Origin of the sequence: Persicitalea jodogahamensis, from assembly GCF_014651615.1 — a bacterium.
Classification (GTDB): domain Bacteria; phylum Bacteroidota; class Bacteroidia; order Cytophagales; family Spirosomataceae; genus Persicitalea; species Persicitalea jodogahamensis.
On record NZ_BMXF01000001.1, the window covers coordinates 1,035,920 to 1,061,899 of the forward strand.

24 protein-coding genes are annotated in these 25,980 nt (G+C 51.7%); 8 read left to right on the plus strand and 16 right to left on the minus strand.

Annotation, left to right across the window (positions count from 1 at the left end; all coding sequences use genetic code 11):
• The 6 genes from IE117_RS04310 to fdhD form a co-directional block, all read right to left on the minus strand.
• Nucleotides 1-1,629, minus strand: a complete 1,629-nt coding sequence (locus tag IE117_RS04310; RefSeq protein ID WP_189563088.1) for an OmpA family protein — start codon at nt 1,627-1,629, stop codon at nt 1-3.
• Nucleotides 1,630-1,663: 34 nt separating this feature from the next.
• Complete coding sequence (locus IE117_RS04315; RefSeq protein WP_189563089.1) at nt 1,664-2,257, minus strand: LOG family protein; 594 nt, start codon at nt 2,255-2,257, stop codon at nt 1,664-1,666.
• Between the two features lie 162 nt (nt 2,258-2,419).
• A complete protein-coding gene (locus IE117_RS04320; RefSeq protein ID WP_189563090.1) occupies nt 2,420-2,770 on the minus strand; it encodes a toxin-antitoxin system TumE family protein in 351 nt (116 codons plus the stop codon).
• Nucleotides 2,767-3,069, minus strand: a complete 303-nt coding sequence (locus IE117_RS04325; protein WP_189563091.1) for a hypothetical protein — start codon at nt 3,067-3,069, stop codon at nt 2,767-2,769. Before IE117_RS04325 ends, IE117_RS04320 begins: the two co-directional genes overlap by 4 nt.
• A 58-nt stretch (nt 3,070-3,127) precedes the next feature.
• Nucleotides 3,128-5,416, minus strand: a complete 2,289-nt coding sequence (locus IE117_RS04330) for an FdhF/YdeP family oxidoreductase (RefSeq protein WP_229580319.1) — start codon at nt 5,414-5,416, stop codon at nt 3,128-3,130.
• Nucleotides 5,417-5,508: 92 nt separating this feature from the next.
• Nucleotides 5,509-6,324: a formate dehydrogenase accessory sulfurtransferase FdhD gene (gene fdhD, locus IE117_RS04335; protein ID WP_189563092.1), complete on the minus strand. Its 816-nt coding sequence runs from the start codon at nt 6,322-6,324 to the stop codon at nt 5,509-5,511.
• 359 nt (nt 6,325-6,683) lie between these two features.
• Here fdhD and IE117_RS04340 point away from each other — a divergent pair, with 359 nt between their 5' ends.
• From IE117_RS04340 to IE117_RS04350, 3 genes are all read left to right on the plus strand, one after another.
• Entirely contained in the window at nt 6,684-7,634 is a 951-nt protein-coding gene (locus IE117_RS04340; protein WP_189563093.1) for a TMF family protein, read from the plus strand.
• A gap of 136 nt (nt 7,635-7,770) precedes the next feature.
• The gene (locus tag IE117_RS04345) at nt 7,771-8,877 is read left to right on the plus strand and encodes a phosphotransferase (RefSeq protein WP_189563094.1); all 1,107 of its coding nucleotides are present in this window, start codon (nt 7,771-7,773) and stop codon (nt 8,875-8,877) included.
• Entirely contained in the window at nt 8,870-10,132 is a 1,263-nt protein-coding gene (locus IE117_RS04350; RefSeq protein WP_189563095.1) for an ADP-ribosylglycohydrolase family protein, read from the plus strand. Before IE117_RS04345 ends, IE117_RS04350 begins: the two co-directional genes overlap by 8 nt.
• Here the strand turns inward: IE117_RS04350 and IE117_RS04355 are convergent.
• The gene (locus tag IE117_RS04355; RefSeq protein ID WP_189563096.1) at nt 10,126-10,770 is read right to left on the minus strand and encodes a MarR family winged helix-turn-helix transcriptional regulator; all 645 of its coding nucleotides are present in this window, start codon (nt 10,768-10,770) and stop codon (nt 10,126-10,128) included. The genes IE117_RS04350 and IE117_RS04355 overlap by 7 nt on opposite strands.
• Before the next feature lie 152 nt (nt 10,771-10,922).
• On the opposite strand from IE117_RS04355, the gene IE117_RS04360 reads away from it, so the two are divergent.
• Nucleotides 10,923-13,394 carry a TonB-dependent receptor gene (locus tag IE117_RS04360; RefSeq protein ID WP_189563097.1) on the plus strand — a complete coding sequence of 824 codons (2,472 nt, stop codon included), beginning with the start codon at nt 10,923-10,925 and terminating at the stop codon, nt 13,392-13,394.
• 3 nt (nt 13,395-13,397) lie between these two features.
• On the opposite strand, the gene IE117_RS04365 is transcribed toward IE117_RS04360, so the two are convergent.
• The 4 genes from IE117_RS04365 to IE117_RS04380 all read right to left on the minus strand — a co-directional run bounded on the left by IE117_RS04365 (nt 13,398) and on the right by IE117_RS04380 (nt 17,697).
• The gene (locus IE117_RS04365; protein WP_189563098.1) at nt 13,398-14,144 is read right to left on the minus strand and encodes a peptidase associated/transthyretin-like domain-containing protein; all 747 of its coding nucleotides are present in this window, start codon (nt 14,142-14,144) and stop codon (nt 13,398-13,400) included.
• Nucleotides 14,145-14,182: 38 nt separating this feature from the next.
• Nucleotides 14,183-15,739, minus strand: a complete 1,557-nt coding sequence (locus IE117_RS04370; RefSeq protein WP_189563099.1) for a serine hydrolase domain-containing protein — start codon at nt 15,737-15,739, stop codon at nt 14,183-14,185.
• Between the two features lie 99 nt (nt 15,740-15,838).
• The gene (locus IE117_RS04375; protein ID WP_189563100.1) at nt 15,839-16,354 is read right to left on the minus strand and encodes a hypothetical protein; all 516 of its coding nucleotides are present in this window, start codon (nt 16,352-16,354) and stop codon (nt 15,839-15,841) included.
• Between the two features lie 305 nt (nt 16,355-16,659).
• Entirely contained in the window at nt 16,660-17,697 is a 1,038-nt protein-coding gene (locus tag IE117_RS04380) for a glycoside hydrolase family 43 protein (RefSeq protein WP_189563101.1), read from the minus strand.
• Between the two features lie 113 nt (nt 17,698-17,810).
• Here IE117_RS04380 and IE117_RS04385 point away from each other — a divergent pair, with 113 nt between their 5' ends.
• From IE117_RS04385 to IE117_RS04400, 4 genes are all read left to right on the plus strand, one after another.
• Nucleotides 17,811-18,608 carry a HipA family kinase gene (locus IE117_RS04385; protein ID WP_189563102.1) on the plus strand — a complete coding sequence of 266 codons (798 nt, stop codon included), beginning with the start codon at nt 17,811-17,813 and terminating at the stop codon, nt 18,606-18,608.
• Nucleotides 18,595-18,972, plus strand: a complete 378-nt coding sequence (locus IE117_RS04390) for a DUF3037 domain-containing protein (protein WP_189563103.1) — start codon at nt 18,595-18,597, stop codon at nt 18,970-18,972. The genes IE117_RS04385 and IE117_RS04390 overlap by 14 nt, the downstream gene beginning before the upstream one ends.
• A gap of 87 nt (nt 18,973-19,059) precedes the next feature.
• On the plus strand, nt 19,060-21,549 hold the full coding sequence (locus IE117_RS04395) for an alpha/beta hydrolase family protein (protein ID WP_189563104.1): 2,490 nt from the start codon (nt 19,060-19,062) through the stop codon (nt 21,547-21,549).
• Between the two features lie 167 nt (nt 21,550-21,716).
• Nucleotides 21,717-22,145, plus strand: coding sequence for a hypothetical protein (locus IE117_RS04400; protein ID WP_189563105.1), 429 nt, complete (start codon nt 21,717-21,719; stop codon nt 22,143-22,145).
• A gap of 30 nt (nt 22,146-22,175) precedes the next feature.
• On the opposite strand, the gene IE117_RS04405 is transcribed toward IE117_RS04400, so the two are convergent.
• The 5 genes from IE117_RS04405 to IE117_RS04425 form a co-directional block, all read right to left on the minus strand.
• The gene (locus IE117_RS04405; protein WP_189563106.1) at nt 22,176-22,682 is read right to left on the minus strand and encodes a DUF1643 domain-containing protein; all 507 of its coding nucleotides are present in this window, start codon (nt 22,680-22,682) and stop codon (nt 22,176-22,178) included.
• A gap of 361 nt (nt 22,683-23,043) precedes the next feature.
• Nucleotides 23,044-23,538: a GreA/GreB family elongation factor gene (locus tag IE117_RS04410; protein WP_189563107.1), complete on the minus strand. Its 495-nt coding sequence runs from the start codon at nt 23,536-23,538 to the stop codon at nt 23,044-23,046.
• 126 nt (nt 23,539-23,664) lie between these two features.
• Nucleotides 23,665-24,225, minus strand: a complete 561-nt coding sequence (locus tag IE117_RS26210; protein WP_229580321.1) for a hypothetical protein — start codon at nt 24,223-24,225, stop codon at nt 23,665-23,667.
• A 656-nt stretch (nt 24,226-24,881) separates the two neighbouring features.
• Entirely contained in the window at nt 24,882-25,124 is a 243-nt protein-coding gene (locus IE117_RS04420; RefSeq protein ID WP_189563108.1) for a hypothetical protein, read from the minus strand.
• Between the two features lie 39 nt (nt 25,125-25,163).
• Nucleotides 25,164-25,946 (minus strand): SDR family NAD(P)-dependent oxidoreductase, encoded by a 783-nt coding sequence (locus IE117_RS04425; protein ID WP_189563109.1) that lies wholly within the window; start codon nt 25,944-25,946, stop codon nt 25,164-25,166.
• Nucleotides 25,947-25,980 lie beyond the last annotated feature (34 nt).

A 25,980-nucleotide genomic window follows, 5' to 3' on the forward strand; every position in this document is an offset into this window, starting at 1 on the left:
TTATTTTGTCAGGATTGTAAACTCTACCCGGCGGTTGGCCGCCTGGCCTTCGGGCGTGGCGTTGCTGGCAACGGGGCGCGCCTCGCCGTAGCCCTTGCTGGCAATTCGGTCAGGCTCGATGCCTTTGCCAATCAGATATTCGCGGACCGTGTCGGCGCGATCCTGGGAAAGTTTGAGGTTGGCCGCGTCACCGCCAACGTCGTCGGTATGGCCACCAAGTTCGATGGTCAGCTTGACGTTTTCAGTCATCGTGAGGGCGATGCGGTCAAGTTCGGGAAAGGACTCGGGCGTGAGCGTAGCCTTCGCAAACTGGAAAGAAATATTATTCAACCGCACAACTTGTCCCTCTTCAATAGGAATCAGTTTCAGTGACTTATTCGCAATCTCGCGAAAACCCTTCCCCTGAATGGCGGCCACCGAGTCGGTCAAATCCACGTTTTCGCCTTCGGCGATAAAATTGGGGGCTACGGCCCGCATGCTGTACTTTTTCCCATAGGGCAGCACGATTTTGTACTCACCCGTAATCGGATTAGTCGTGGCAGTACCCGCTTCCTCGCCGTTAGCCATATCCTCGTAGATAATCTGAGCCACCACGGGCTTGCCCGTTTTGGAGTCAATCACCTTACCACTGATCATTACGACTGGGTCGGGCGCGGGTGCTACAGGCTGCGTGAGGTTAGTCGTGTCTTTGCCATCGCCTTCATCACTTCTTCCCAGCGGAATTCGGACCACATCGCCTTTCCCAATGGTCTCATTGAAAGAAGTCATATAGGCAAAATCTCCCAGGGCCGAGACGGTGTAGTAAGCATCGTAGCCATCAGTATTCACCGCCGGACCCAGGTTGACGGGCTTCGACCAGCGTTTCCATGATTTGTCGATGCGCTTGCTGTAGTAAATATCGTTGCTGCCCTGTCCGCCGGGGCGATCACTGGAAAAGTAAATCGTGTAGCCGTCGGCAGCCAGAAAGGGGGTAGTTTCAGTGAAATCTTCAGTATTGATCTCCGGGCCGAGGTTCTGCGGCTTGGTCCAGGAACCGTTTTTTTGCTTAAAGCAGACGTAGATATCGTCCAGTTTGCTGTTTTTCTTTTCGCTGAAAGAAAGTACCAGTACTTTTCCGTCGTTCGACAGCACGCCGCAGTCAAACTGTCCCTTACTCATCTTCTCGTAGCCCGGAATGTCCAGTTTTTCGGGAGCGGACCAGCCGCGCGCCAACCGCTGGCTCGTGGAAAAGCCGCGCGTTTCGTAGCGCCCGTTGTTATAGGCTCCTTTTATCAGTATCGTATTGCCGTCGGGCGTGATACTGTACAGGCTGTTGTATTCCTCCTTGTTGAGCGGCGCGGGTAAGCGTCGCGCCAGTCCCCATTGTGCGCCATTGTTGATGGCTTCGGCAAACCAGATGTCCTGACTACCCTTATCGCCAAAGGAATTCTGTGGATGGCTGATGCGGGAAAAGTACAACGTTTGGCCGTCGGGAGAGATAACCGGGGCGATTTCGTTGTATTCCGAGTTAATCGCCTTTCCTAAGTTTTCGGGCTTTGCGGAGTTTTGAGCTTGGGAAAAAGGGGCAATCGCGATCTGTAAGAAAAAGAGGGCAGCTATCGAATGCCGGGCCAAAGTCTCATCATTCATAATTCATCATTATTCTGAGCGTAGTCGAAGAGCATCATTTCTCGACATACAACGTTTGGTCAAGCTCCTTATTTTCTGCTTTGTTTTGGAAGAACTCCGACATTTTCTCTAATAACTCCTCAACGGTTTCGGCAACCAGCATGAGTTCGCGGTTTTCCGGACGAAGAAAGCCTTCCTCTACCATCATATCGGTGTGAGCGATGAGGTGGTCGTAGAAGCCATTCGTATTCAGCACACCCACCGGACCGTGGAAAAGACGAAGTTGCGACCAGGCCAGGATTTCGAACAGTTCGTCCATGGTACCATAGCCACCGGGCAGCACGATCACACCATCCGATAATGATACCATACGGGCTTTACGCTCGTGCATGGTATCCACAAACTCGAGTTCGGTGAGGGTTTTGTGCGAAACTTCCAGCTTGGCCAGGAAATTGGGGATGATGCCCGTGACTGTACCGCCCTCCTCCAATGCGCCGTCGGCCACGCGGCCCATGAGGCCGAGGTTACCGCCGCCGTAAACGACATTTATACTATTTAAAGCCAAATGCTGGCCCAAGGCGTAAGCTGTTTGAGCGTAAAGAGGGTTTTTGCCGGGATTGGATCCGCAATAGACGACGATGGATTTCATGGGGTGGTGTTTGATGATTGCCCCAAACTTACGCATAATTCAAGATTCGCTCTTCCGCAACTTCACCAGTACAGATTTATAAATTGGCGTATTACTATGCTCCGCCACGGTGTCAATGGGGACCAGCACGTCGGTTTTGGAGAAACAAGGGCGATGCACAAACTATATAGAAATTCGATCATCAATCTCCTGTAAGACCATCATCAGTGTCATTTCAGGCGATTCGAGAATATTTTTTTCCTCATTCACGTGATTGTGATGCGGATGAGTTGCAATGTGTGGATGATGGAAGGCATTGTCCCAGCGCACTAGTAGTTTATAATCAGGCTTCATCCACTGAAAGGAGTATTTACGCTTAGTTGGCTGAATGACGTTGACCTCGGTGTATTCCAAAATGGATTGATCGATAAAAAATATCCTGATTTTCAGTTCCGTGATTTTTGGATTCTCCTGATCCTTCAAGACTTCATACGAGTCAATAATGTGGGCGAAAGAATCAATCAGTTCTTTCATGCAGCAATGGCCTCCAAATCGGCCTGATAGGCGTCAACTACATCGATGGCCGTTTCCCACAATATACTGTCATCCTCCTTTTCGATGATAGAGTACTTTCCCAAGGAGTCGAATTGCTCAACAAATGCGCGAAAATTCATCCCGTATTTTTGCTCGAATAAGTCTATCCTGGCCTGATAATAGGCCATGTTTTGTTTAATCAGGCTTCTGGCCTGCTCACGGGCGAAATTCTCGATTGTGGTGTACCCCAGGGACTGCACTGTACGACTAAGGGCAGAATTTTGTTCTTGTGTTTGCATTGCAATTATATTTCGGGGTGTCGAACAAATTTAGGCAAAGTCGCCGACATCAATCGATTCACCCTTTCCGCAACTTCACCAATACAGATTTATAAATCGGTGTATTACTATGCTCGGCCACGGTGTCAATGGGGACCAGCACATTAGCCTCGGGAAAATAGGTAGCGATGCAGCGCCGGGGAATGTCGTAAGCCACCAGCACAAAGGTCTTCGCGACGCGCTCCCGTCCGCCGTGGTCGTTGTGGATGTCCACAACATCGCCCGACGAAAAGCCCGCTTCTACAATGTCCTGCACATTCATGAAAACTACCCGGCGCTCGTTGTGAACGCCGCGGTAGCGGTCTTCCAGGCCGTAGATGGTCGTGTTGAACTGGTCGTGACTGCGGATGGTCATCATCAGGTACTCGCCGGGACCGGGCTGCGGAGCGGAAGCTTCGGCCACGTTGAAGTTGGCTTTGCCTGTTTTGGTCTCGAATACGCCGTGGCGGGCGGCGTTGGGCAGATAGTAGCCCGCGGGCTGGCGCACTTTGCGGTTGTAGTCTTCACAACCATCGATGACGCGGGCGATATCGTTGCGGATGTTGTCGTAGTGTTTCTGGTAACTATCCCAGTCTACTTTTGACTTTTCGCCCAGCGTCGCTTTGGCCACACCGCAAAGGATACGCGGTTCACTCCGAAGCTGATCCGAAATGGGATCAAGTACCCCACGCGAAGCCTGGATGACGCCCATCGAGTTTTCGCAGGTCACAAATTGCTCCGCACCATCATGGATGTCCTCATCGCTGCGGGCCAGCGTGGGCAGGATGATAGCCTCCTGTCCGTGTACCAGGTGGCTTCGATTGAGTTTGGTGGAAATCTGGACGGTGAGTTTGCACTGCCGGAGACCTTGCGCGGTGTAGTTGGTATCGGGCGTGGCCGAGAGGAAATTCCCGCCCAGCGAAAAGAACACCTTCGCCCGACCGTCGTGCATGGCGTGGATAGCCTTCACGGTGTCGAATCCTTCTTTTTCGGGTACTTCAAAGCCGAAAACTTCGCGGATATTCTCGCGCCATTCGGGTTTCACCTTTTCCCAGACACCCATCGTGCGGTCCCCCTGAACGTTGCTGTGTCCGCGCACGGGACAGACGCCTGCGCCGGGCCGACCAATGGCGCCTTTGAGCATGAGTAGATTAGCTATTTCCTTGATTGTATCCACCGAATTGGCGTGTTGGGTCAGGCCCATCGCCCAGCAGATGATAATACGTTTCTTGTTTTTGATGGCCTCGACTACTTCCTTTATTTTAGAAAGCGGTACGCCGCTGAGTTCGGCCAGCGCGTCTACATCCTGCCGCCGGAGGTGCGCCTCGTAGTCGGCGAAGCCGTGGGTTTTATTATTGATAAATTCCTGATCCAGCACCGTGCCGGGCGCTTTATCTTCTTCTTCCAGCAACAGCCGGGCCACCGCCTGCAGAAATGCCATGTCGCCGTTCATGCGGATTTGCACGAAGAGCTCGGCGAGTTTGTTATCCACGCTCAACACGCCCTTAACTGTCTGCGGATCATTAAAGCCGATCAATCCGGTTTCGTGCAACGGATTGACCCCGATGATCATGGCTCCGTTGCGTTTGCCCTTTTGCAGGGCCGTCATCATGCGGGGATGGTTGGTGCCGGGATTCTGGCCCATAATCATGATGATGTCGGTGTCGTAGAAGTCTTCCAGCATCACCGTTCCCTTACCGATACCGATCGACTCGCTCAGGGCCGTACCGCTCGACTCGTGGCACATGTTGGAGCAGTCGGGCAGATTATTAGTGCCGTACTCGCGTACGAATAATTGATACACAAATGCCGCCTCATTGCTAGCCCTTCCTGAGGTATAAAAAACTGCCTCGTCGGGCGAATCCAGCGCATTCAAATGTTCAGCGATTTTTTGAAAAGCCCCTTCCCAACTGATCGGTTGGTAGTGCGTCGCTCCTTTGGGCAGGTACATTGGCTCAGCCAGGCGGCCCTTTTTGCCAATCTCCAGATCAGTCAGCTGCGACAGGTCATAAACGGAGTTCTTGGCAAAGAAGTCCCCCCAAAGCGATTTACTGGTAGCTTCTTCGGCCAGTGCTTTCGCGCCATTCTCACAATACTCAGCCACGGGTGAGCGATGAAAATCAGGGTCGGGCCAGGCGCAGCTCGAGCAGTCGAAGCCGTCCTTCTGGTTCATTTTCAGGAGCGCCTTGTTTCCTCGCACCAGGCCGGCTTCTTCCACGACCATTTTAAGGCTGATGGCGACGGCTGTGGTACCGGCAGCGACGGTTCTGGGTTCATCAATTCTTAATCCGGTAAGGCGGGCGGGATTTTCGGCAGCGGGAGTTTTCAATTTTGAATGAGGTATTGATGGAACAAAATGACGCTATAAGTAGTCAAGCAAAAAGGTTCAGATCTTTCAGCTATCACTAAGGTACTTTGAAATTAACTCGCAATTCTTTCTACTCCCGAATACACATTGAATCGCGTATCCCGAAGAAAGCCGATCAAAACCAGCTTCATTTCCTTGGCCAGCTGCACAGCCAGCGTCGAGGGTGCCCCGACGGCGGCTACGAAAGAAATGCCGGCCAATGCCGCTTTTTGAATCAACTCGAAACTGGCCCGGCCGCTGAGCAGCAGTACTTGCGTGCGAAGCGGGTAGGTGCCAGTTTGCAGCGCGTGGCCGATAAGCTTGTCCAAGGCATTATGGCGTCCTACATCTTCCCGTAAGGACAGCAATTCGCCCTTTTGAGTGAACAGCGCCGCCGCGTGGAGGCCACCCGTACTGGCAAAGTCGGCCTGTCGCTCTCTCAATAACTCCGGCAGCCGATAAAGTGTTGGGGCCTCAATTGTCCAATGCTGTATAATTTCTGGCAGGGTACTTTCCACGCGCACAGCTTCAATGGAAGATTTGGCGCAAATACCACAACTGGATGTCGTATAAATATGGCGCTCAAACTGGGTGGGATCGAAGGGAGTGTCCTCGTGGAGAATGACCGAAACCCGATTAACATCTTCCTGCACCGCGCCGATCACTTGCTCGTAGTTCGTAATGATTCCCTCGCTCAGCAGAAACCCAAGCGCCAGCTCTTCATCGTGACCGGGTGTTCGCATCGTCACGGACAAATTTTTGATTTCCAGGTTCAGGCCATAGCGAATGCTGATTTCGAGCGGCTCCTCCACCGAGAGTAGGTCGTCCTGCGGCTGACTACGGCTGGCGGAGAATCGGGTGATGTTTACAGACTGGGTGGAAATGGTCATTAATGGGCTTATAATTTACCGTTTAATAAGTCAAAGATGAAACTTCTGTACATTAATCGGAGAATTGTTTTGGTTTAACTGTCAGATTATCAATTGTTTAATTGTTTATGCATTTCTGTCACGATTTTACCGCGATTTGAAACACTCATACAATAAACACAAGAAAGTACCCCGAAAGGTCGTTCCCATTCGTCTGAAAACAGTTTTTGGCCATGGCTAGCCTGGCATAGTTATTTACACCAGAAATAGTTTAGAAGCAAGTTTCGATTTTATTGAATCATTGAGATAACAAACCAACGGAAGAGAATGAGGGAACTGTGTACTTGTTTATTTTAATGTTTAACCAAATGTAAATCAAAATGCAAAACGAAGCGCAGAAAAAGCAAAGTACCGCATGGGCGATTGTAGCAGTTCTGGCAGTTGCCGTAGCGATGTTAGGCTTCCTCTTTTTTCAGCAACGCGCTGAATTGACCGACCAGGAAGCAACCGTGATGGAGAAAGTGCGGGAAGTCGCGGCCACGCGTACTACCTTGGACTCTATTTCCACGGTATTGAATATGAAAATTGCAGAAGTTGAGAAACTAGGTGGCGACGTAGCCGAACTAAACAAGGTAAAGGAGCAACTCGAAGCTGACAAGCTTGCCTTATCCCGCACCAAGAAGGTCGAAACGGGCAAGTACCTGGCAAAAATAAAGGAATACGAGAAGTTCCTGGGCGAAAAGGATATCGAAATAGCCCAGTTGCAGGAGCAAAATCAGATGCTGGCTTCTACCAACGATTCGCTTAATACGACCGTGGGTAGTTTGCGTACCGAGCGTGAGACGCTGGTACAGCGCCAGACTGAACTCTCAGATTCGGTGATGACCTATACGGCCCAAAACCAGATACTGTCGGAGAAAGTGAACCGCGCTGCTGCCTTGAAAGCACAGAATTTTAAAGTACTGGCTGTGACTTCCAAAGGTAAAACCCGCGACGACGACGCCTACAAAGCCAAGCGCGTAGACAAGATCAAGATGGTATTTGACCTGCCGGAAAACCCCCTTACACGTGAGGAGCGGAAAGATATCTATGTGCGCGTACTTGACCCCGAAGGAGCCGTGCTGTCAGACGACGCTATGGGTTCAGGAGAGTTTGAGGTCAATGGTCACGAAACCAAGTACACTGCTCGTGAGACGGTGGCTTACCAGAACAACAACCAGAAAGTCGAGATGATGTACGACAATTCTGCGCAATTCCGGCCCGGTAAATACAGCATCGAACTGTACGCTGAAGGCTACCGGATTGGCGGCGGTAATTTTGTTATCAGGTAAGGTTTTCACGAATAGTCAAAACAAGCATTACAGGAAAGCCGACTCGGAAGAGTCGGCTTTTTTTGTGAAAAGGCCGTAGATTGCTTCTGAATCAGAATTAGGACATTGTCTTGCTCCCTATTTGTCAAACTCAAACATGACCGAAAAACAACAGCGGTTTCACGCCGCATACCCCGGTTCTTTTTTTCTGACATCCGAAGAACCTGAACTGCTGGGTGAATTTTTGAAAAACATCGGCTGGATTTCGCCGGATGAGACCATCACCCTTATCGAAAAACCCGGTGAGGGAAACATGAATTACGTGCTGCGTGTCCGCACCGACCGCCAGTCGTTTATCGTCAAGCAATCACGTCCCTGGGTTGAGAAATATCCGCAGCTCGACGCCCCAATCGAACGAATTGTCGTGGAGGCGCAGTTTTACGACGCACTCTCTGAGGTCGGGGAATTGCAGGATTTTATTCCGGCGTTGAAAGGATTCCGGGCCGAACATTTTATTATGGCGGTGGAGGATCTGGGAAAGGCCTCTGATTTTACCAACATTTATAATAAATCAGTCCAAATCTCTCCAACGGAGCTGACGGACCTGGTGGGCTTCATTTCGGGATTGCACCAGGTTTCTGCCGCTGAAATACGGGAGCCTTTTCCCGATAATCAGGAACTGAAAGAGCTTAACGCCGAGCATATCTTCAACTATCCTTATCTGGAAGATAATGGGTTCGATCTTGACAGCGTTCAGGCGGGTTTGCAGGCTTTGGCCATGACCTACAAGCAGGACGAAGCTTTGAAAAAGAAAATTAAAAGCCTGGGCAAGATCTATTTAGGGAAAGGAGACACCTTGTTGCAGGGCGACTACTACCCCGGCAGCTGGCTCCGAACCGCAGCTGGCACCAAGATCATTGATCCGGAATTTGCCTACCTGGGCCGGGCAGAATTCGATATGGGCGTGCTGGTAGCACACCTGAAGATGGCGCAGACGGATGACGCCGTCATCGAAGCGGGATTGATTCATTACAAACGAATAGGGCAAAATTTCGACCACGGACTATTCGCCGGATTTTGCGGGGCCGAGATTCTGCGCCGGATCATCGGACTGGCACAGCTGCCATTGGACTTGTCGCTCGAAGAAAAGGGATATTTATTGACCTGGGCTGCCGAATCGGTCCTGAATCCCCAGATGAATACCTTTATGAAAACCGACACTAGCGATATTTCCCGGAGTACAACCCTTAGAAATCATGATTGACTTCCTAAGCAGATACTGGCGCGTACCAATTCTGGCCTCTGTGATGCTGGTCTGCTCACCGATAGTAGAGGCTCAGACTACCAATGGACTTTCCAAACAACAATATTATAATAAAGTACTAGGTTTGTTGGTCGGGTCAGCCATCGGTGACGCCATGGGTGCACCGACCGAAATGTGGCCGCGGCGCGACATTGAAGTAGAATACGGACGGGTTTATAAACTGGATTCGATGGTCAGGGCGCCCTCGCCCGAAGGTACCTGGAAGTACAACCTGCCTGCCGGTGGAACCACCGATGACACGCGCTGGAAGAAACTTACCTCTGAATATATCCTTACCCAGAAACTACCCCAACTCGCTCCCCAGGCATTTGCCGATCACATCATCCGGCAGTACCAGAGCGACATCAAAAACCTGAAAAATACCGAAGGCTTCGATCCCGAACCTTACGAGGAGGCCATCATGCGTATGGCGTGGCTGCAGGAATGGGCCAAAGTGGCCAAACCCTTTCGCGAGAACAATTTAAAGGAATATGCCGACGCCCTGAGCAGATTTTACGGTGGGGAGATGGTTTGTGCGGGCTTGCTCTATGCGCCCGTTGTGGGGGCGGCAGTTCCTGGTGACCCGGCGCTGGCTTACGCGCAGGCCTACGATTTGTCTTTCTTTGACATCGGTTATGCGCGCGATATCACCGCCCTGGCGGCAGGCATGACTTCCGCTGCTTTCGACCCCAAAGCCACGCCGGAAAGCATTATGAGCGTGAACCGGACGGTGGACCCGAAGGGGTACTTTAGGAGCCGGCTGGTGGGGCGGCGGGCTTACGCATTTTACCAAACTGCCCGTAACATAGCCTATGATTTTCACCAAACACAATTGACCGACTTGCCGGATAGCTACACCGTCCCGCAGGCATGGAAGAGCCTGACTCCGCTCGAACACTACCGAATCACGCAGGCTTTCGCTCAACTCGACAAACTCAACGAAGACTTGCCTTTCCATGCGGCGGAAATCATGCTGATTACGGAAACCGCGCTGCTTTGCCACGATTTTGATTTCGAAAAAAGCCTGGCATTCATCATCAATTACGGTCGTGACAACGACACCGTGGGAGCAGTGGCGGGGGCGATTTTAGGAGCTTACTGGGGAGCAGACAAACTACCTGCGCGATCATCGAAACTTGTGAAGGACGTGGCCAAAAGCGAGTTGGGAATCGACCTCGAAAAACTGGCACAGCAGATGACGGATAAACTCTATTGATTTTCCTGGGATTCGAGCTGCTCCAGCATTTCATCGAGGGTGACATTCTTCTCGGCGAAAAGCGATTTGTGAAATACATGCAGCTTTTGCAGCAGGTGCATCAGGTGTAGTTTTTCGACGGTGGAGAGCGGACCTCCCACAAGGTTGGCCGATTTTTTCATGGATTCCAAAGCGGCAAAAAACTCCTGCTTCCCTTTCAATGTGATGGAAAGCAGCTTGCTGCGTCCATCGTTTGGGTCGTCTTCCTGCGTGACGAAGTTGTTTTTTTGCAGCCGCTTAATGATTTCCATCCCCGATGTTTTCTCGTGGGCGTTGAGCTCAATCAGCTCGGTCTTGGTGCAGTGGCCGAGTTCCATTATTTTGCCCAGGTACAAAAAATCGTCGACCGTAGTGAGCGGGCTGTTTTCGAGGGCGATTTTGGTATAACTTTTGGAAAAGCGATACAGATGAGCGATATATTGCGCAAGGGAAACATTCAACAGTTCCTCGTCGGTAACTTTGACGGCCGTTTCCGGCTTGTTGATCGAATAGCTGAGATAATCCACGAAATTGCCCATCGTGGTGCCACTCTCACCTTGTGGTAACTTCTCGAAATCTTCGAGGTGTTCGAGAAGTTGCTTAATAATAGAGTAATTCATTGATCAATAGGTCTAAAACCTACTAAATGGTTGGTGGGATACTGATAATAGTCTTTTTTTGATTCAAAGGTAAACCTTAGAATGCAGATTCGGTTGTTGTAACATAAAGTGCAAATTGACCTCCGTTGTTCAAACCAGTCCCTTTTCCCCTCATGCACAGCCCCTCAAATTGTCTGAAAGGCTTATTGATTTTTTTTCTTGTTTCTGTTTATAGCCAGGTATCGGCGCAGAATGCCGGTACAGTCATCGGCACAGTGAAAGATGGTAAAACGCGTGAAGCGCTGGTCGGCGTCACGATACAGGCTGAGGGGACCAACGCTGGCACTACTACCGACGTCGAAGGAAAGTACCGTCTGGAACTACCCGTGGGTAGCTACAACCTCAAAGCGACCTTCGTGGGATACGCTCCCCTAACCAAGTTCAACGTGGTGCTTACTTCCGGTAACGCCCAGCAAATCAACTTTGACTTGCTGGAAGAGGCCGTTCAACTGGAAGCCGCCACTGTGGTACTTAACCGGTCAGTGTCGGTGGCGACCGCCGAAACGCCGAACTCGGTGCAAAAGCTCACCACTGAGGAAATCAAAAACAATCCCGGTGGCAACTTCGATATTTCGCGGGTCATTCAGGTGCTGCCCGGCGTGGGCGGTACGGCCGGGTCGGTGGGTGGCTTTCGCAACGATCTCATCATCCGGGGCGGCGGACCCAACGAAAACGTGTATTATCTGGACGGGATCGAGATTCCGGTGATCAACCACTTCGCCACGCAGGGTAGTTCGGGCGGGCCGACGGGTATCCTGAACGTGTCGTTTATCGAGGACGCTACATTGAGTTCCAGTAGTTTCAACGCCCGCTACGACAATGCGCTGTCATCAGTGCTGCAGTTCAAGCAACGCACGGGAAACCCCGATCAGTTTCAAGGGAACGTCCGGGTGAGTTCCACCGAAGTAGCCGGAACGGTAGAAGGACCAATTTCTCCCAAAACTACCTACCTGGCTTCGGTCCGGCGGTCGTATTTGCAATTGCTTTTCAAAGCCATCGACCTGCCTATCCGGCCCAACTACTGGGATTTTCAATACAAAGTCACGTCCAGACTCAACAAGAAAACTACCCTGACTGCCATTGGGGTAGGGGCCATCGATGAGTTTACGTTTGCCGTGCCGCAGGAATCCTCACCAGAGAAAGAGTACATATTACGTTCCAATCCGAGCATTAACCAATGGAACTACACCGTCGGCTTTTCGCTGCAACGGTTGCTGGAAAATGGTTTCATGAATATTTCGGCGAGCCGGAATATGTTCGACAACCGCCTCGACCGCTTCGAGGACAACCGCACGGGCGACGAGAGTGCCCGCGTACTCAGGAGTCAGTCCCAGGAGATTGAGAACAAATTACGGCTCGACGTGAATAAGTTTTTAGGGAAATGGGAATACAGCTACGGTGCGGTGCTGCAATACGTGAAGTATAATAACGACTTTTTCAATCTGTTGCGCCGTCCCGTCTTCGGTGATGACGGTAATGTGGTGTCACCGGGAAGTAGCTTGCTATTTGACACGGCGATTGATTTTTTTAAGTATGGAGCCTTTTTTCAAGCAACCAGAAAATTGGCCGATGATCGCCTGACGCTTTCCGGGGGCATTCGTACGGACATGAATTCGTTTACCGACACGGGCAACAATCCCTTGAACACGCTCAGTCCGCGCGCCTCGCTCAGCTACCAGCTTAACGAAAAATGGCGCGTGAACGGCTCGTTGGGCCGATATTTCAAGATTCCGATATACACGGTGCTGGGCTACCGGGAGCGTCCGCCCGTTTTCGAGGCCGACTATCAATACGTCAACCGCGACAATGAATATATCCGCTCCGACCATGTCGTGCTTGGCGTCGAATTTGTGCCGCGCGCTACGACGCGCATTACCGTAGAGGCTTTCAACAAGCGGTATGCCAACTACCCCGTGTCGGTGCGTGACGGCATTTCCCTAGCCAACCAGGGCGGCGAGTTCGGGGCCATTGGCAACGAAAACGTCACAAGTACCGGAGCTGGTCGGAGCCGGGGTATCGAGTTTTTTATCCAGCAAAAACTGAGCGGTAATTTCTTTGGCGTTTTGAGCTATACCTTTTTCAATTCGGAATTTACGGGAGCTGATGGCGTGTACAAACCTTCGGCCTGGGACACGCGGCACCTGGTTTCGACCCAACTGGGCTATAAATTCAAGCGCGGCTGGGAATTGGGCGGCAAATTCCTATTCCAGGGCGGCGCACCCTACACGCCTTTCGACTTGACCGCTTCGCAGCGCAACTACGCGCTTATCGGTACGGGCGTACTCGACAATGATCGCCTTAACAGTCAGCGGCTCCGGGCCTTCAACCGATTCGATTTCCGCATTGATAAGAAGTGGAACGCCAAGCGCTTTTCTGTAGATGCCTTCATCGACATTCAGAACCTGTTTCTGACCAAGAACCCGGCCTTCCCGCAGTATACCTTCGAGCGTACAGAAGACAATTCCGGCTTCAAAACTACCGATGGAGGTACTTTACTGTCCGATGGAAGTAATGCGATTCCACTAATTCTTCGGAATGAGGATGCGACGGTGACACCGGCGTTGGGGCTGGTGGTGGAGTTTTGAGAACTATTTGCAATACTTCTTCTTCCAGAATTGCCACCATTTTCTTTTGACAATAGTCAGCCCGCCACCGGAAATAACTTTCTGGGATTTTCGGGGAAATGAGGACAATTCAATGATACTAGGAAAAGTCTCAATCGTAGCTCTGAAAGTTGTATCTCCGCTCTGAGGGTGTATGACCATGTATCGTATCTCCCGGGTGGCCGCACTATCCGGTACAAGGAGCTTGAAGTACCCGTCATCGTCGGTGGCGGCAAGGTAGCTTTTTCCCATTGCCATTGGGTGCACGAATGCATTGACGACTGGCGCTTTATTCTCGGCAGATATGACACGGCCGCTGATCCAGTTTTGCTGCGAGTAGTGGGGACTTGCCTTCGCTTCTTTTAAAAACTTCTCCTGTTGTGTTGGTGGCTCGACCATTGCCATTGGCTCCCGCACAATCAGTTGCTGTGCCTTACTCCCGGCAGCAGAAAACAGGAACAGACCGGTCAGCAATCGGAACAGCCGACCTTTATTCGATGGCTCGGCGTTGCTTACCAGGAAACGGTTCATCTGGCTTTCTTCCAGGCGGCCACACAAATTCCCGCTCGACTTTTTGAGAATCGCCAGTACCTGGTCGTCCGAAAGGCTAGTGAAATCGATGACATTTTTGGCGCAATTGGCGCAAAAACGGCCCGAATCGGTGGGGGACATCTCAGCCCAGCTTTCGGGGCAGGGATTTTCGATTTTCAAAAGGTAGTTGGAACGTTTCATTTCATAAGAAGCAGATTATGATACGCCAATATAACATTTTAAGACTTTAAAGTACCTGTCAGCGGCTGGCGCGGATCGGGAAAATTCTTGGAGTGCGCCGAGACGCTGTTCATGAAATCTACCTTCACTTTATCGCCGTCAAAAGTCAGTGTAATCTGGTCGCCGTGAATGGCGGTTACGAACTTCATGTTCAGCTGCAGCGTACTTTCATCGGTCCAGGTGGCCGTTCCGGCTATTTTGGAAGGGGTTTCCAGACGAGTGGGTACAGGAAAGAGGAGCTTCCTTTCTTCGGGGTTAAGTACCCACTTCTCCCAGCCAAAAGTCACTTTCTCCACGCCCTTGGGCGTTGTCATTTTCAAGACACAATTTTTGGGATAAAAGCCGACCGCCAACTGACTGATTCCGTAAGGATTTTTATCCAGTTTAAAAGGTTTATCGCTGTATCGGGTCGCCAGATCGGAGCTAACAGATCCTCTGGAAACGGGAAGCGACAATTGGCTGATTTCTTTTTTCAGGAACCCCTGCTTCACGGCATTTTCCGGTAGAGTACCATCAGAAAAAGCGGGCAGGAGCGTCTCGTAGGCAATATTCATTGATTTTTGCAGATCCCAGCTTTCGCTGGTCATGACCAGCACGGCGTCTTGCTCAGGCATCACGAAGCAGAACTGTCCGTAGGCACCGTCGCCCCGGTAAAAGCCCGGCTTGCAGCGCCAGAACTGGTAGCCGTAGCCCTGCGACCAGTCGCTGTCGCCCTGCTGAGATTCGGTTTGCTTGCTGGTCGCTTCTTCAATCCAACTGGCGGGCAGGAGTTGCTTGCCGTCCCATTGGCCTTTTTGCAAATAAAACTGCCCGAACCTGGCGATGTCCTCTGTCTTGACGCGTAAGCCGTAACCTGCCGTGTTGAGACCCTGCGGCGATTTTTCCCAGTCGTAGCCTGTAATGCCGAGTGGCTTGAAGAAACGCGGTTCCAGGTACTCTTCCAGCGTCTTTCCCGTCACGCTGTGCAGAATCGCCCCAAGAATGTAAGTCGCGCCGGTATTATATACGAAATGACTGCCCGGTGCATGGGGTACGGGCTGCGCCAGAAACGTTTTTACCCAGGATTGCTCCCCGGCACTCCGCAGAGCAGGCAGCGTGTCGGCATCCTGCCCGGTGTTCATCGTGAGCAGGTTCTTGATTGTCATGGCCTGCAGGTTCTCACTTGGACTGGCCGGGGCTTCCTTGGGGAAGAATTTCAGGACCGGATCGTCCACCGAAATTTTCCCTGCACTTACCAGAAAGCCGATGGCCGTGCTGGTGAAGCTTTTGGATAGTGAGTAGAGCGTATGCTTATATTCCGGCGCGAAAGGATCCCACCAGGCTTCTGCAACTACTTTTCCATGCCGCAGGAGCATGAAGCTGTGCCACTGCAAATCGGACACCTGGATAGCTTGCAGAAAATTCAGAATTCCCTCCGTGTCTACTCCCTGGGATTCGGGAGTCGCGCGCGGCAGGCCTGACGCTAATGGCCGGGCAAATTCAAAGGAGGAAAGTGTGGCGAAGCCGACCGAACTCAGGCTGGCGATCTTGACGAAATTGCGACGGGTAGTTTGCATATAAATTCAGGATTAATCGTTACTCATCGCTTTCAGCCTTCCAAAAGCTGAAAACGTTTGACTCAAAGCTTATTCTTGTTCCCAAGTCGTGGGAACACCTTAGTAGGAATAAGGAATCCCCTTTGCTAAACGTCGCATCCACTGCCGTTTGGGGGCATTCGGAGATAAAGCCGCCCTGTATTGTTGCGTATCGAAATTCCATACTTTTTCAGCAGCATTAGAGTCCCAAAGTTCGGTATGTGTTCTTATAGCTTCCGTGATACTACCGTAGGGGTTGCCTATGGGGCCAACCGCAGCCATTGCCGCCTGACCCAACGAAGCAGCCACAGCCGGTCCTTTCGATCTCGTAAATAGCTCACTTCCTCGCACAATTAACACAGCATCGACACCAAGTAATCTGCCCAGATCAGCAGGCTCATAAAGTGATACAGTAGCTAAGTCGATGTTGTTTTCAGACAATATTTTGTTTGTCAAATCTGTGGGCTGGTATTTCATTTTACCAAGGCTGGCTTTGGTAAGTTGATCGTATATTTCCCGTTGGAAAACAATCGATTGGGCAGATGATACTCGTTGCCTCTCGTCTTCTGAACCACTTTTGGATTCACTCCAAAACATAGGGTCTGGTGGTAGAATCGCAACAGTTCGATGGTTGTCTGTAAGTTCGCGGATCGGCCTGGTGTCACGGTATTGAACACTGGGGATTCGTTGCCCATACGAAGGTTCTTGCCCTAGAAGGCAAACCATGAGTAAACAGGTAGTTGGTAAGAGAAATTTTATCATGGTAGATTTTGATAGCAACCATTTAAGTAACAAGACTAAATTCAAGTACTTCTCCGCAAATATCGTCTTTTTAGTGCCTGATCCAAGCTGCGCTAAACGCCATCAGCGTTCAATCATTTAAGTATGCCTTAGCCAGTTTTTTACCTCGGTACATTCATCTCTACGCCCAGCGGAAGCGGGTCGCCAAATACGGGGTCACCCTCGGCATCGAAAGTGAAAGGCTGCATCCGAGGGGCGCGCTTGCCGCCGCAGCCCTGGCCCGGCTCGGCGTTGGCATGGTAGAGGATCCAGTTCTGCTTGCCATCGGGCGATTTGAAAAAGCTGTTGTGGCCCGCCGCGTAAGTACCTTTCACATCCTTGGCCCAGAAAACGGGTGTCGGATGTTTCTTCCATGATTTTGGATTCATCAAATCGGCATTGGGTTCGGCGTATACCATACCTAAGGCGTAAAAATCGGTCCAGCAGCCGCTGGCCGAGAAGATAATATTCACCCGCCCGTTGGGGCTGGCGAGGTACTGCGGCCCTTCGTTGACCAACACAATCGGCTTATCGTCGGGGCCGGGACGAGTCAACAAACCATGCTGCTCCCAGGCGTAGCGCGGGTCGGAAATGCGGACGCGGTTGCCGACGCAGGTCCAGGGATTACTCATCTTGCACAAATAAATATCCTGCCGCCCGTTCTCGTCCCCTTCCCAACCCGACCAGGTAAAGTACATCTGACCTTTGTGCTCGAACACCGAGCCATCGATGGCCCATTTGTCCTGCGGGGTTTCGAGTTTACCCTTCATCGTCCAGGTACCTGTCGTGGGGTCGGATGATGGGTTTTCCAGGACGTACATGCGGTGGTTGCGATTTTGTCCGTCGTCGGCGGCGAAGTAGATGTACCACTTGCCACTCAAAAAATGCAACTCGGGGGCCCAGATTTCCTTGGAATAGGGACCCGTAGCGGGCGGCGTCCAGACCGTCACCTTATTAGCCTCGGGTAGTTTTGCGAGGTCTTTTGTTTTCCAGATGTTCAGGTCTTTTCCCGTCGTGTGCATGTAGTAGTAGTACCCATCGTGGTAGATTGACCACGGGTCGGCTCCGGCGGGCAACAGCGGATTTTTGAAAGTCTGGGCGTGGAGGGTAGAGGAGGTGAGGAGGAAAAGGAAGAGGATTTGTCGTTGTAAGGCTTTCATAGCGCTGGATTTCAGAATCGTCGGACTTGTTTGGGAAAAGACTTGTGAAGAAAATTTATACTTTGTGGTTTGGTAAGGCAACCTTTGCTGAACAAGAAGGAAAAACAGTCCATATGACCTCTATTTCTCCCGACCTCCGCACGGTCCGCGTGACCCGCTACGTGACGCCGCTGCGCGAGGGCGGCTCACTTCCTGCCATCGCCGAGGCCGACGATGGTTTCCTGTACGTCCTTAAATTTCGGGGCGCAGGACAAGGCCGCAAAGCACTCATCGCCGAAATTATCGGTGGCGAACTGGCGCGTACGGTTGGCCTCAAAATGCCCGAACTGGTTTTTGCGGAACTCGATGCCGCTTTCGGCCGCAGCGAACCCGACGAGGAAATCCAGGACCTGCTCAAAGCGAGTGTCGGCCTGAATCTGGGCCTGCATTACCTGTCTGGGGCCATTACTTTTGATCCGGCCGTAACCATGGTTGACGCACAGCTGGCTTCACGCATCGTGTGGCTCGATGCCCTGCTGCTCAATGTGGACCGCACCGCCCGGAACACCAATATGCTAATCTGGCACAAAGAACTATGGCTCATCGATCATGGGGCCGCCCTTTACTTTCATCACGCCTGGCAGAATTGGCAAGAGTACGTCGCGAAGCCCTTTGTCCAGATCAAAGATCACGTGCTTCTTCCGCAGGCCGCACATCTGGCCGAGGTGGACGCCGAAATGCGTACTCTGCTGACCGCTGAGGTTATCAGCGCGATCGTCGCCGCTATCCCTGATGATTGGCTCAATCAGGAACAGGAAGAAGCCGATGCCAGCGCGATGCGGGAGGTCTATGCACAGTTTCTCAACCGCCGGATCTCGAATTCCGAAATTTTTGTCCACGAAGCCCAAACCGCCCGACATGGACTTATTTGAGTATGCCACTATCCGGGTCGTGCCACGCGTGGAACGGGGGGAATTTATGAATGTGGGGGTAGTTTTGTTTTGTAAGAACCAGAAATTTCTGGCGGCTAAAATCGCCGTGGACGAGCAGCGACTAAGCGCCCTGTTTCCCGGAATAGAAAAATCAGAGGTCGGGCAACACCTGCAATCGTTCGAGAATATCTGTGCGGGCGACGCATCCAAAAGTCCCATCGCTGCGCTCGATTTCGCTTCCCGTTTCCGCTGGCTCACCGCCCGGCGAAGTACCATCATCCAAGCCTCCGAAGTACATCCCGGCCTTTGCCAAAATGCGGGAGAAACTTTGACAAAGTTGTTTGAGCAATTAGTTCTATACTAAATGGTTTTTTGTAATACCAAATTCCGTACTTTCGCCGCGCAACCGAAGTTCACCAACTCATTAACGGAATCTCCAAAATAATCTATTATGAAAAAGCTTTTCCTTCTGCTCTTTCTGGGTAGTCTGAGCGCCTTTGCCCAGGACAACGGCTACCAAACCCCGCCCCAGGCCCTGGCCGAGCTCGTTACCGCCAAACCCACGCCCACTGTCAGCGTAGACGGCAAGGGCGAGTGGATGCTGCTCATGCAGCGCAATACGGCCACCACGACCATTGCCGAACTTTCCGAACCGGAGTTCCGCCTGGCCGGACTGCGCCTCAATCCCGCTACCAACGGACCTAGCCGAGCCACCTACATCAACGGCCTTACGCTGCGCCGGGTGAAGGGTGGGGCCGACGACGTGGCCATCAAAGGCTTGCCGAGTGAGGTCAAATTGTCCTACATCCAGTGGTCGCCCGACGATAGTAAAATAGCTTTTACCAACACCACCGATACCAAACTGGAACTGTACGTACTGGACGTGGCTACGGCCACCGCCCGTAAAGTAAGCGACCTTGCCCTGAGCGCGGTGCTGGGGACTCCCTTCCGCTGGGTGAGCGACAGCCGGTCGTTCATCGTCCGCGCCATCCCTGCCGCCCGTGGCGAAGCGCCCGCCATCAGCCGGGTGCCCGACGGGCCGACGGTGCAGGAGAACCTCGGGGAGAAAGCAATGGCGGCCACTTATCAGGATTTGCTCAAAAACCCTAACGACGAAAAGCGCTTCGAGTACTTCACGACTTCGCAAGCCATGAAGCTGAGCCTCGATGGCACTGCCACGCCAATCGGCCCGATGGGCATGGTGGCCACAGCGTCGCCCTCGCCCGATGGAAAGTACGTGTTGCTCGAAACCATTCACCGTCCGTTCTCGTATCTGGTGCCCGTGTATCGCTTCCCGCAGCAGACGGACGTGTATTCGATCGATGGGAAATTGGTAAAAACCCTTAACGACAGTCCTTTGCTGGAAAACATGCCCTGGGGACGTGATGCCGTGGCCAGTGGCCAGCGCAACCATGACTGGCGCGATGATGCTCCCGCCACAATTTATTGGGTAGAAGCCAAAGACGGCGGCGATCCCAAGAAAAAAGCGGATATCCGCGATATCGTGTACAGCCTGGAAGCCCCTTTTTCCAGCACGCCCAAAGAACTGTATAAAGCCGCTTTCCGCTTTGGCGGCGTAACCTGGGGCGATGCCCAAACAGCCCTTTTCTCGGAGCGCTGGAACGAAACCCGCAAAACGATTACCAAGCTGGTCAACCCGTCGAACCCGGCCAATCCTACGGTGCTGTTCGATCGGTCTTCGGAAGACCGCTACGGCAATCCCGGTACGCCCGAAATGACCAAAAATGCCTATGGCCAGTACGTCATGTTCATGACTCCCGCCAAGGAAATCTATCTGACGGGCCAGGGCGCCTCACCCGAAGGCGACCGTCCCTTCGTGGATCTTTTGAGCCTTACTACCAAACAAACCAAGCGTTTGTGGCGTTCGGAAGCGCCTTTCTTCGAGCGTCCTATCAGCATCCTGGATGCCGGCAAAGGCATATGGCTGACGAGCCGCGAGTCGCAGGAAATGCCGCCCAACTACTTCATCCGCGATTTGAATCCCGCACCTAAAAAAGGCAAGAAACCCGCTGGCGATGCGCTGACGCAAATCACGTTTTTCCCGCATCCTTACCCGCAGTTCAAGGACATCCAGAAAGAGCAACTCCGCTACAAGCGTCCCGACGGCGTGGACCTGACGGCCACCTTACTGCTGCCACCCGGATACAAAAAGTCCGACGGGCCACTACCCACCTTCCTGTGGGCTTATCCCGCCGAATTCAAGAGTGCGGATTTGGCCGGCCAAGTCAATGGTTCACCTTATACATTTAACCGCATCAGTTACTGGACAGGCGCTGCCTTTGCCGTGATGGGCTACGCGGTGCTGGAAAATGCTTCTATCCCCATCATCGGTGAGGGCAAGGAAGAACCGAACGATACCTACGTGGAGCAACTCGTGGCCAGTGCCAAAGCTGCCATCGACGAGGGGGTTCGCCTGGGTGTGGTGGATGCCAGCCGGGTAGGGGTGGGCGGCCACTCGTACGGAGCCTTTATGACGGCCAACCTGCTTTCTCACAGCAATCTATTCAAAGCGGGCATTGCCCGCTCGGGAGCCTACAACCGCACATTGACTCCTTTTGGCTTTCAGAATGAGCAGCGTACTTACTGGCAGTCGCCGGAGGTGTATAATACGATGTCGCCATTCATGAATGCCGACAAGATGAAAACGCCGCTGCTGCTCGTCCACGGCGAGGCTGACAACAACACGGGTACTTACCCGATCCAGTCGGAGCGGTACTTCAATGCCCTGAAAGGAATGGGCGCCACGGCCAAGCTGGTGTTCCTGCCCTACGAAAGCCACGGCTACGCCGCGCAGGAATCCATCTTGCACATGTTGTATGAGATGAACGGCTGGATGGATAAGTATGTGAAAAATGCCGACGCTAACGCGCCCAAAACATCCAACTCCCCCGCGCGGATGGGAGGATCATCGAACCGGTAATAGAACAATCCGCCGCGTTTGACTGGCGGTGTGATCAGAATAGTAACAGGGCTTCGGAATATCCGAAGCCCTGTTTTTTATGCCTGCAAGTAAAGATTTTCACTAGTATATTTTCCGGAAAGTTAGTTACTTACCTTCTGAATTATCCATCCTATCCCCCAGCCACCATGAAACAAGCTCAATTCGTTCTCGTAGTATTTTTTATTTTTTCTGCCTTACCGGTTTGCGCGCAGGAACTCATTCAGCGCCCGCTCATCAAACCTCCTACCGAACAGCAGGTTTTTGAAAAGGAAGTGAAGCATGATACTGCCTACGCCCGACAATTTCGAGTCAAAAGCCAGGTGATCGCTGCTAAATCGAAGCAGCCGGTTGCCGGCGCTTTCGTCAAACTACCTGTTGCCAACTACTCGATTCATACGGATTCTCTGGGTAGTTTTTCAATACTTCTTCCCGATAGTCTGGTTGGCCAGCCACTGCATCTTGTCGTGGCTCACCCTGAGTACGGGCGTTTGGCCTTGGATGTCAGTTCAGGTACTTTTCCGGCAGTGATTAGACTGCCTCCGGCTCCGCCGAGGAGGGTGGAGGTAGTGGAGTAGTGATTCGCCACGCCAGCCACGGTCAGACGCTCATTGACATGTCCAGGCAGAGGGAACTATGTTGCAGGGAACAAATAAAGGATGGCGGGGAGAACCGTCTTGATTGGTGAGGAGTACTTTGGCGTTGGGAATCAGTTTGCTCAGTTCTTGATCGCGGCCCATTTGGCGGACAAGCGGGAATTCTCCCCACGCGAAAATAATTTCTTTACTCAGGGCGGCAAAATGGAGAAGCCACCCATCGTTCTCGCTCAGACTACCAAAATCATCCAATTCATTCGGATTTGTGGTTATGCAAGGAAAGCAATTCAGTATGTATATTCCACCATAACCCCAACGGCGCGCAAATGCCTTGACACGCCGGATTGTAGCATCATCCCGGTACTCGTCAGCGGTGGAAGGATTGAGCCCAACGAACATTACTTTGGATTTGGCGTCATCCCAAATCCGCCACAATGCATAGCGGTATTTCCGGCAATCGGAAAACTTTGCACCCGTCTGACGGTCGATTTCTCTATATGTCCCAATGGGAAATTCCATATAATTTTTTTTATAAAAAATATGCCAGCATTGGGATAAAATTGATAAAAATATTCAGTAAGGAACTATACCTACAATAATCTGACGATGCCTGTCAATAAAAAGAGGCTATCGACTGCATGCTCATAGCTATGCGGACTACCTCGCTGGTAGCAGACGAAGTCGGGGAAGATCTCTATAGTGACTTCCCAAGTCATTGAGCGTAAGGTAATACGCGCAAAAGTTTCAGATTTGCGCAGGATTTAGAGGCTTTGTGCCGAAAGTGGAAGGCAGCCCTAACTAACTACCCGGATGTCAGGTGTGTAACAAAAGGAGAAATTGATGGCACGACAATAAGCAGGGATTTTTCCTTGCGGTTCGCTTACCACGTAATGTCCACGACCTCCAGTTCCCGCACCTCCCTACCCAACCGTAGCTCCGCCACTTCTCCTACTTTCTTGCCCGTTACAGCCACAGCGATCGGTGCCACAAAAGCGATTTTCTTTTTTTGAATATCGGCCTCGTCCACGCCTACGATCTGGAATTGCTGGGTCTTGCCAGCTACTCTTAGCGTCACGGTAGCCCCGAAACGCACCGCATTGCGCTCGGTATCGTCCGGGGTGAGCAGCACTGCCGAGTTGATACGCTCCTGTAGTTGTAGCATCTTGCCGTTAAGGACGGTAGTGGCGATGCGCTGTTCAGTTTCGTTTTCAAGTGCAAGATTATCTTTCTCTGCCTGCAGGGCCATCTGCTCCGCTAGCAGCTCCTCCAAACCGTGAGAGGTCACGTAGTTGGTGACGCCCGGCGGCAAGGCCGAGCGCGGCGGGATTACAGGAATTTCTTCCTGATCGCCTTCTTTGACAAATCCTCTGCTCATGGTTTTGCTTTTAAACAAAAACGGTACAAAAACATTGCCAGGCGATTTCTAATATAAAATTCCCTCCCACTACAAAGCGAGTGAGAGGGAATTTCAAGTTTACCAGCCAGTTGGTTGACCCGCCACCTATGCAAAAAAGCTTGGGCGGTTAAAATCGGCGGAGTCCCAGGACGAATCCCGTCGGCGCAGTGCCTGAGCGATCCTGATGATCTGCTCGCCACTACGTCCCTGATCTTTCATGCTGGCTTTCTCGTACTCGTCCCGCAGGGCAGCATCCCATTCAAAAAGCTCAGTGCGGTCGTCGTAGACTCCCACCACGAAACGATCCTGATCGTTGAATAAGGTTTTGATCGTAGCCTGCGCCTCCTCACGGGTCGAACAACCTATATGCTGATACTGATCTTTGAGAAGATAAAGTACAGAGTAGCGATTCTTGTAGTACAGTTTATCAGGCTCTTCTACTTCCTCCCGGAACGGAATGAGCGGGGCCGGTTCGCGCGTAAGGAACTGACTTCCGGTTTGGTAATTCCGGTTGGCGAATACATTGCCGCCGTACTGGTCGCCCGTCCGGGTCAGGGAGGCAAAAACTTCCTGATTGGCGTTGATTTTGGCTATCAGTGATGCTCGGATGGACGACCGAATTTCTGACAACGATGTTTTTTTTCTATATACTTGGGTAAGTGTCATGATTTCCTTGAATTTGAGTTTGAAATAAACCGGAGAAAATTCAGAAGAACAGAAGCCACGTGAGTGGCAGGAAAGGTGAAGCTTAATTATTGGGAAAGTACAAAATTGATTTTACACTGGCTGGTAAGAGTAGTTGTAGCCATCAACTTTCCATGTACCTTAGGATCGGAGTAGTGTTCTTATTTTAGTTATATGAATGCAAAATTCAATCCGATCTTGTTTTTAGGTAGATTTCTGAATTCTCCACAAAGGAACGCAGCTACTTATCAAATGGTTAGAAAATCATATAAAATTTTCGGGTTTTGCTTAAAGTTCTTGATATCCAAGAGGATTATTATTGATATAGTACAATAAAGGGCGTAGTTATCGTATCTTTTTACGATCAATAATCGACCAGGAAAGTAGCAAACCCACATTGATGTATAAAAATGATATAACGTAATATTTATATTGTTACATATTAGTTTGCTTTTGCTCTAACGGCGGCCGACAGGTTGGTAAAAACCTTACTCAGAAGCATGAATAGTACTTGGGCACGCCCGCTTTGTGTACCGTTTGACGTTGATGGAAAGCACTTCCCCAACAAGAAAGCCCCGACCAGGTAGTCGGGGCTTTCTTGTTGGAATAATACGAAGCAGCGAGAGTGCTTCTGTCTTTTAAAGCGCCTTTGTGACGATATCGAAAATATCCATTTTGTTAAGCAGATCGAAAAATGTCTCGTCACGCTGACTCTTAGTCTCGAACTTGATGTGGAGCTTTTTGTCCGTGTCCAGCTCCATGTAAATCACGGGCAGGCCGTCTTCGGTGTCTTCGGTGGGTTCATCGGCTTTCCACATTTTGCGGATGTAGGCCAGGTTGTAGATTTCGGCTTCGCCGTCGATTCTCAGGTAGTTTGCCATGTATTGCTCTTATAGGATAGTGTAAAGGCCGAGCCTAAATTATCGTGCCGTCCATCCGCCATCCACGGTAATGACCGACCCCACCACGTAGTTTGCCGCGTCGCTGGCCAGGAAAAGCCCCACGCCCTGAATTTCGGCCAGTTCGCCCCAGCGTTCGAGGGCAGTGGCGCCGACAATGAAGTTTTTGGCTTCGGCGCTGTCGGCAATGGGAATGTTCATTTCGGTCAGAAAAGGGCCCGGGCAAACGGCATTCACATTGATGGCGAAGGGAGCCAGTTCGAGGGCCAGGGCGCGGGTCATGTTCACGACTGCGCCCTTGCTGGCCGTGTAGGGCGTGCGATTGGCGAGGCCCACGATGCCAAGGGTACTGGCGAGGTTGATGATTTTGCCACTTTTGGCCTTTTTCATGTAAGGCGTCACGGCACGGCAGCACAGCCAGGTACCTGTCACATTCACGTCCATTACTTTCTGGAAATCCTCGGGCGACACTTCGTCAATGGCGCCGCGGATATTAATGCCCGCGCTGTTGATGAGGATGTCGATGCGGCCAAAAGTATCAAAGGCAGCCCTGGCCATGGCTTCCGTTTGTGCGGCGTCGGTCACGTCGGCGGCAAAGGAGGTAGCTTGAGTGCCGTATTCGTCAGCGAGTTGTCGGGCAGCTTGCTTTCCTTCTTCGGCGTTGCGGTTGACCAGCATGACGCTGGCTCCGGCGGAAGCCAGGCCGGCTGCCATTGCCAGGCCGAGGCCCTTGGAGCCGCCTGTGATGATGGCAGATTTACCGCTAAGGTCGAAGAGTTTTATTCCGGGCAGATTTTGTGACATTTTGATAGTACTGGTTTGATGTCATGCTCCTGGG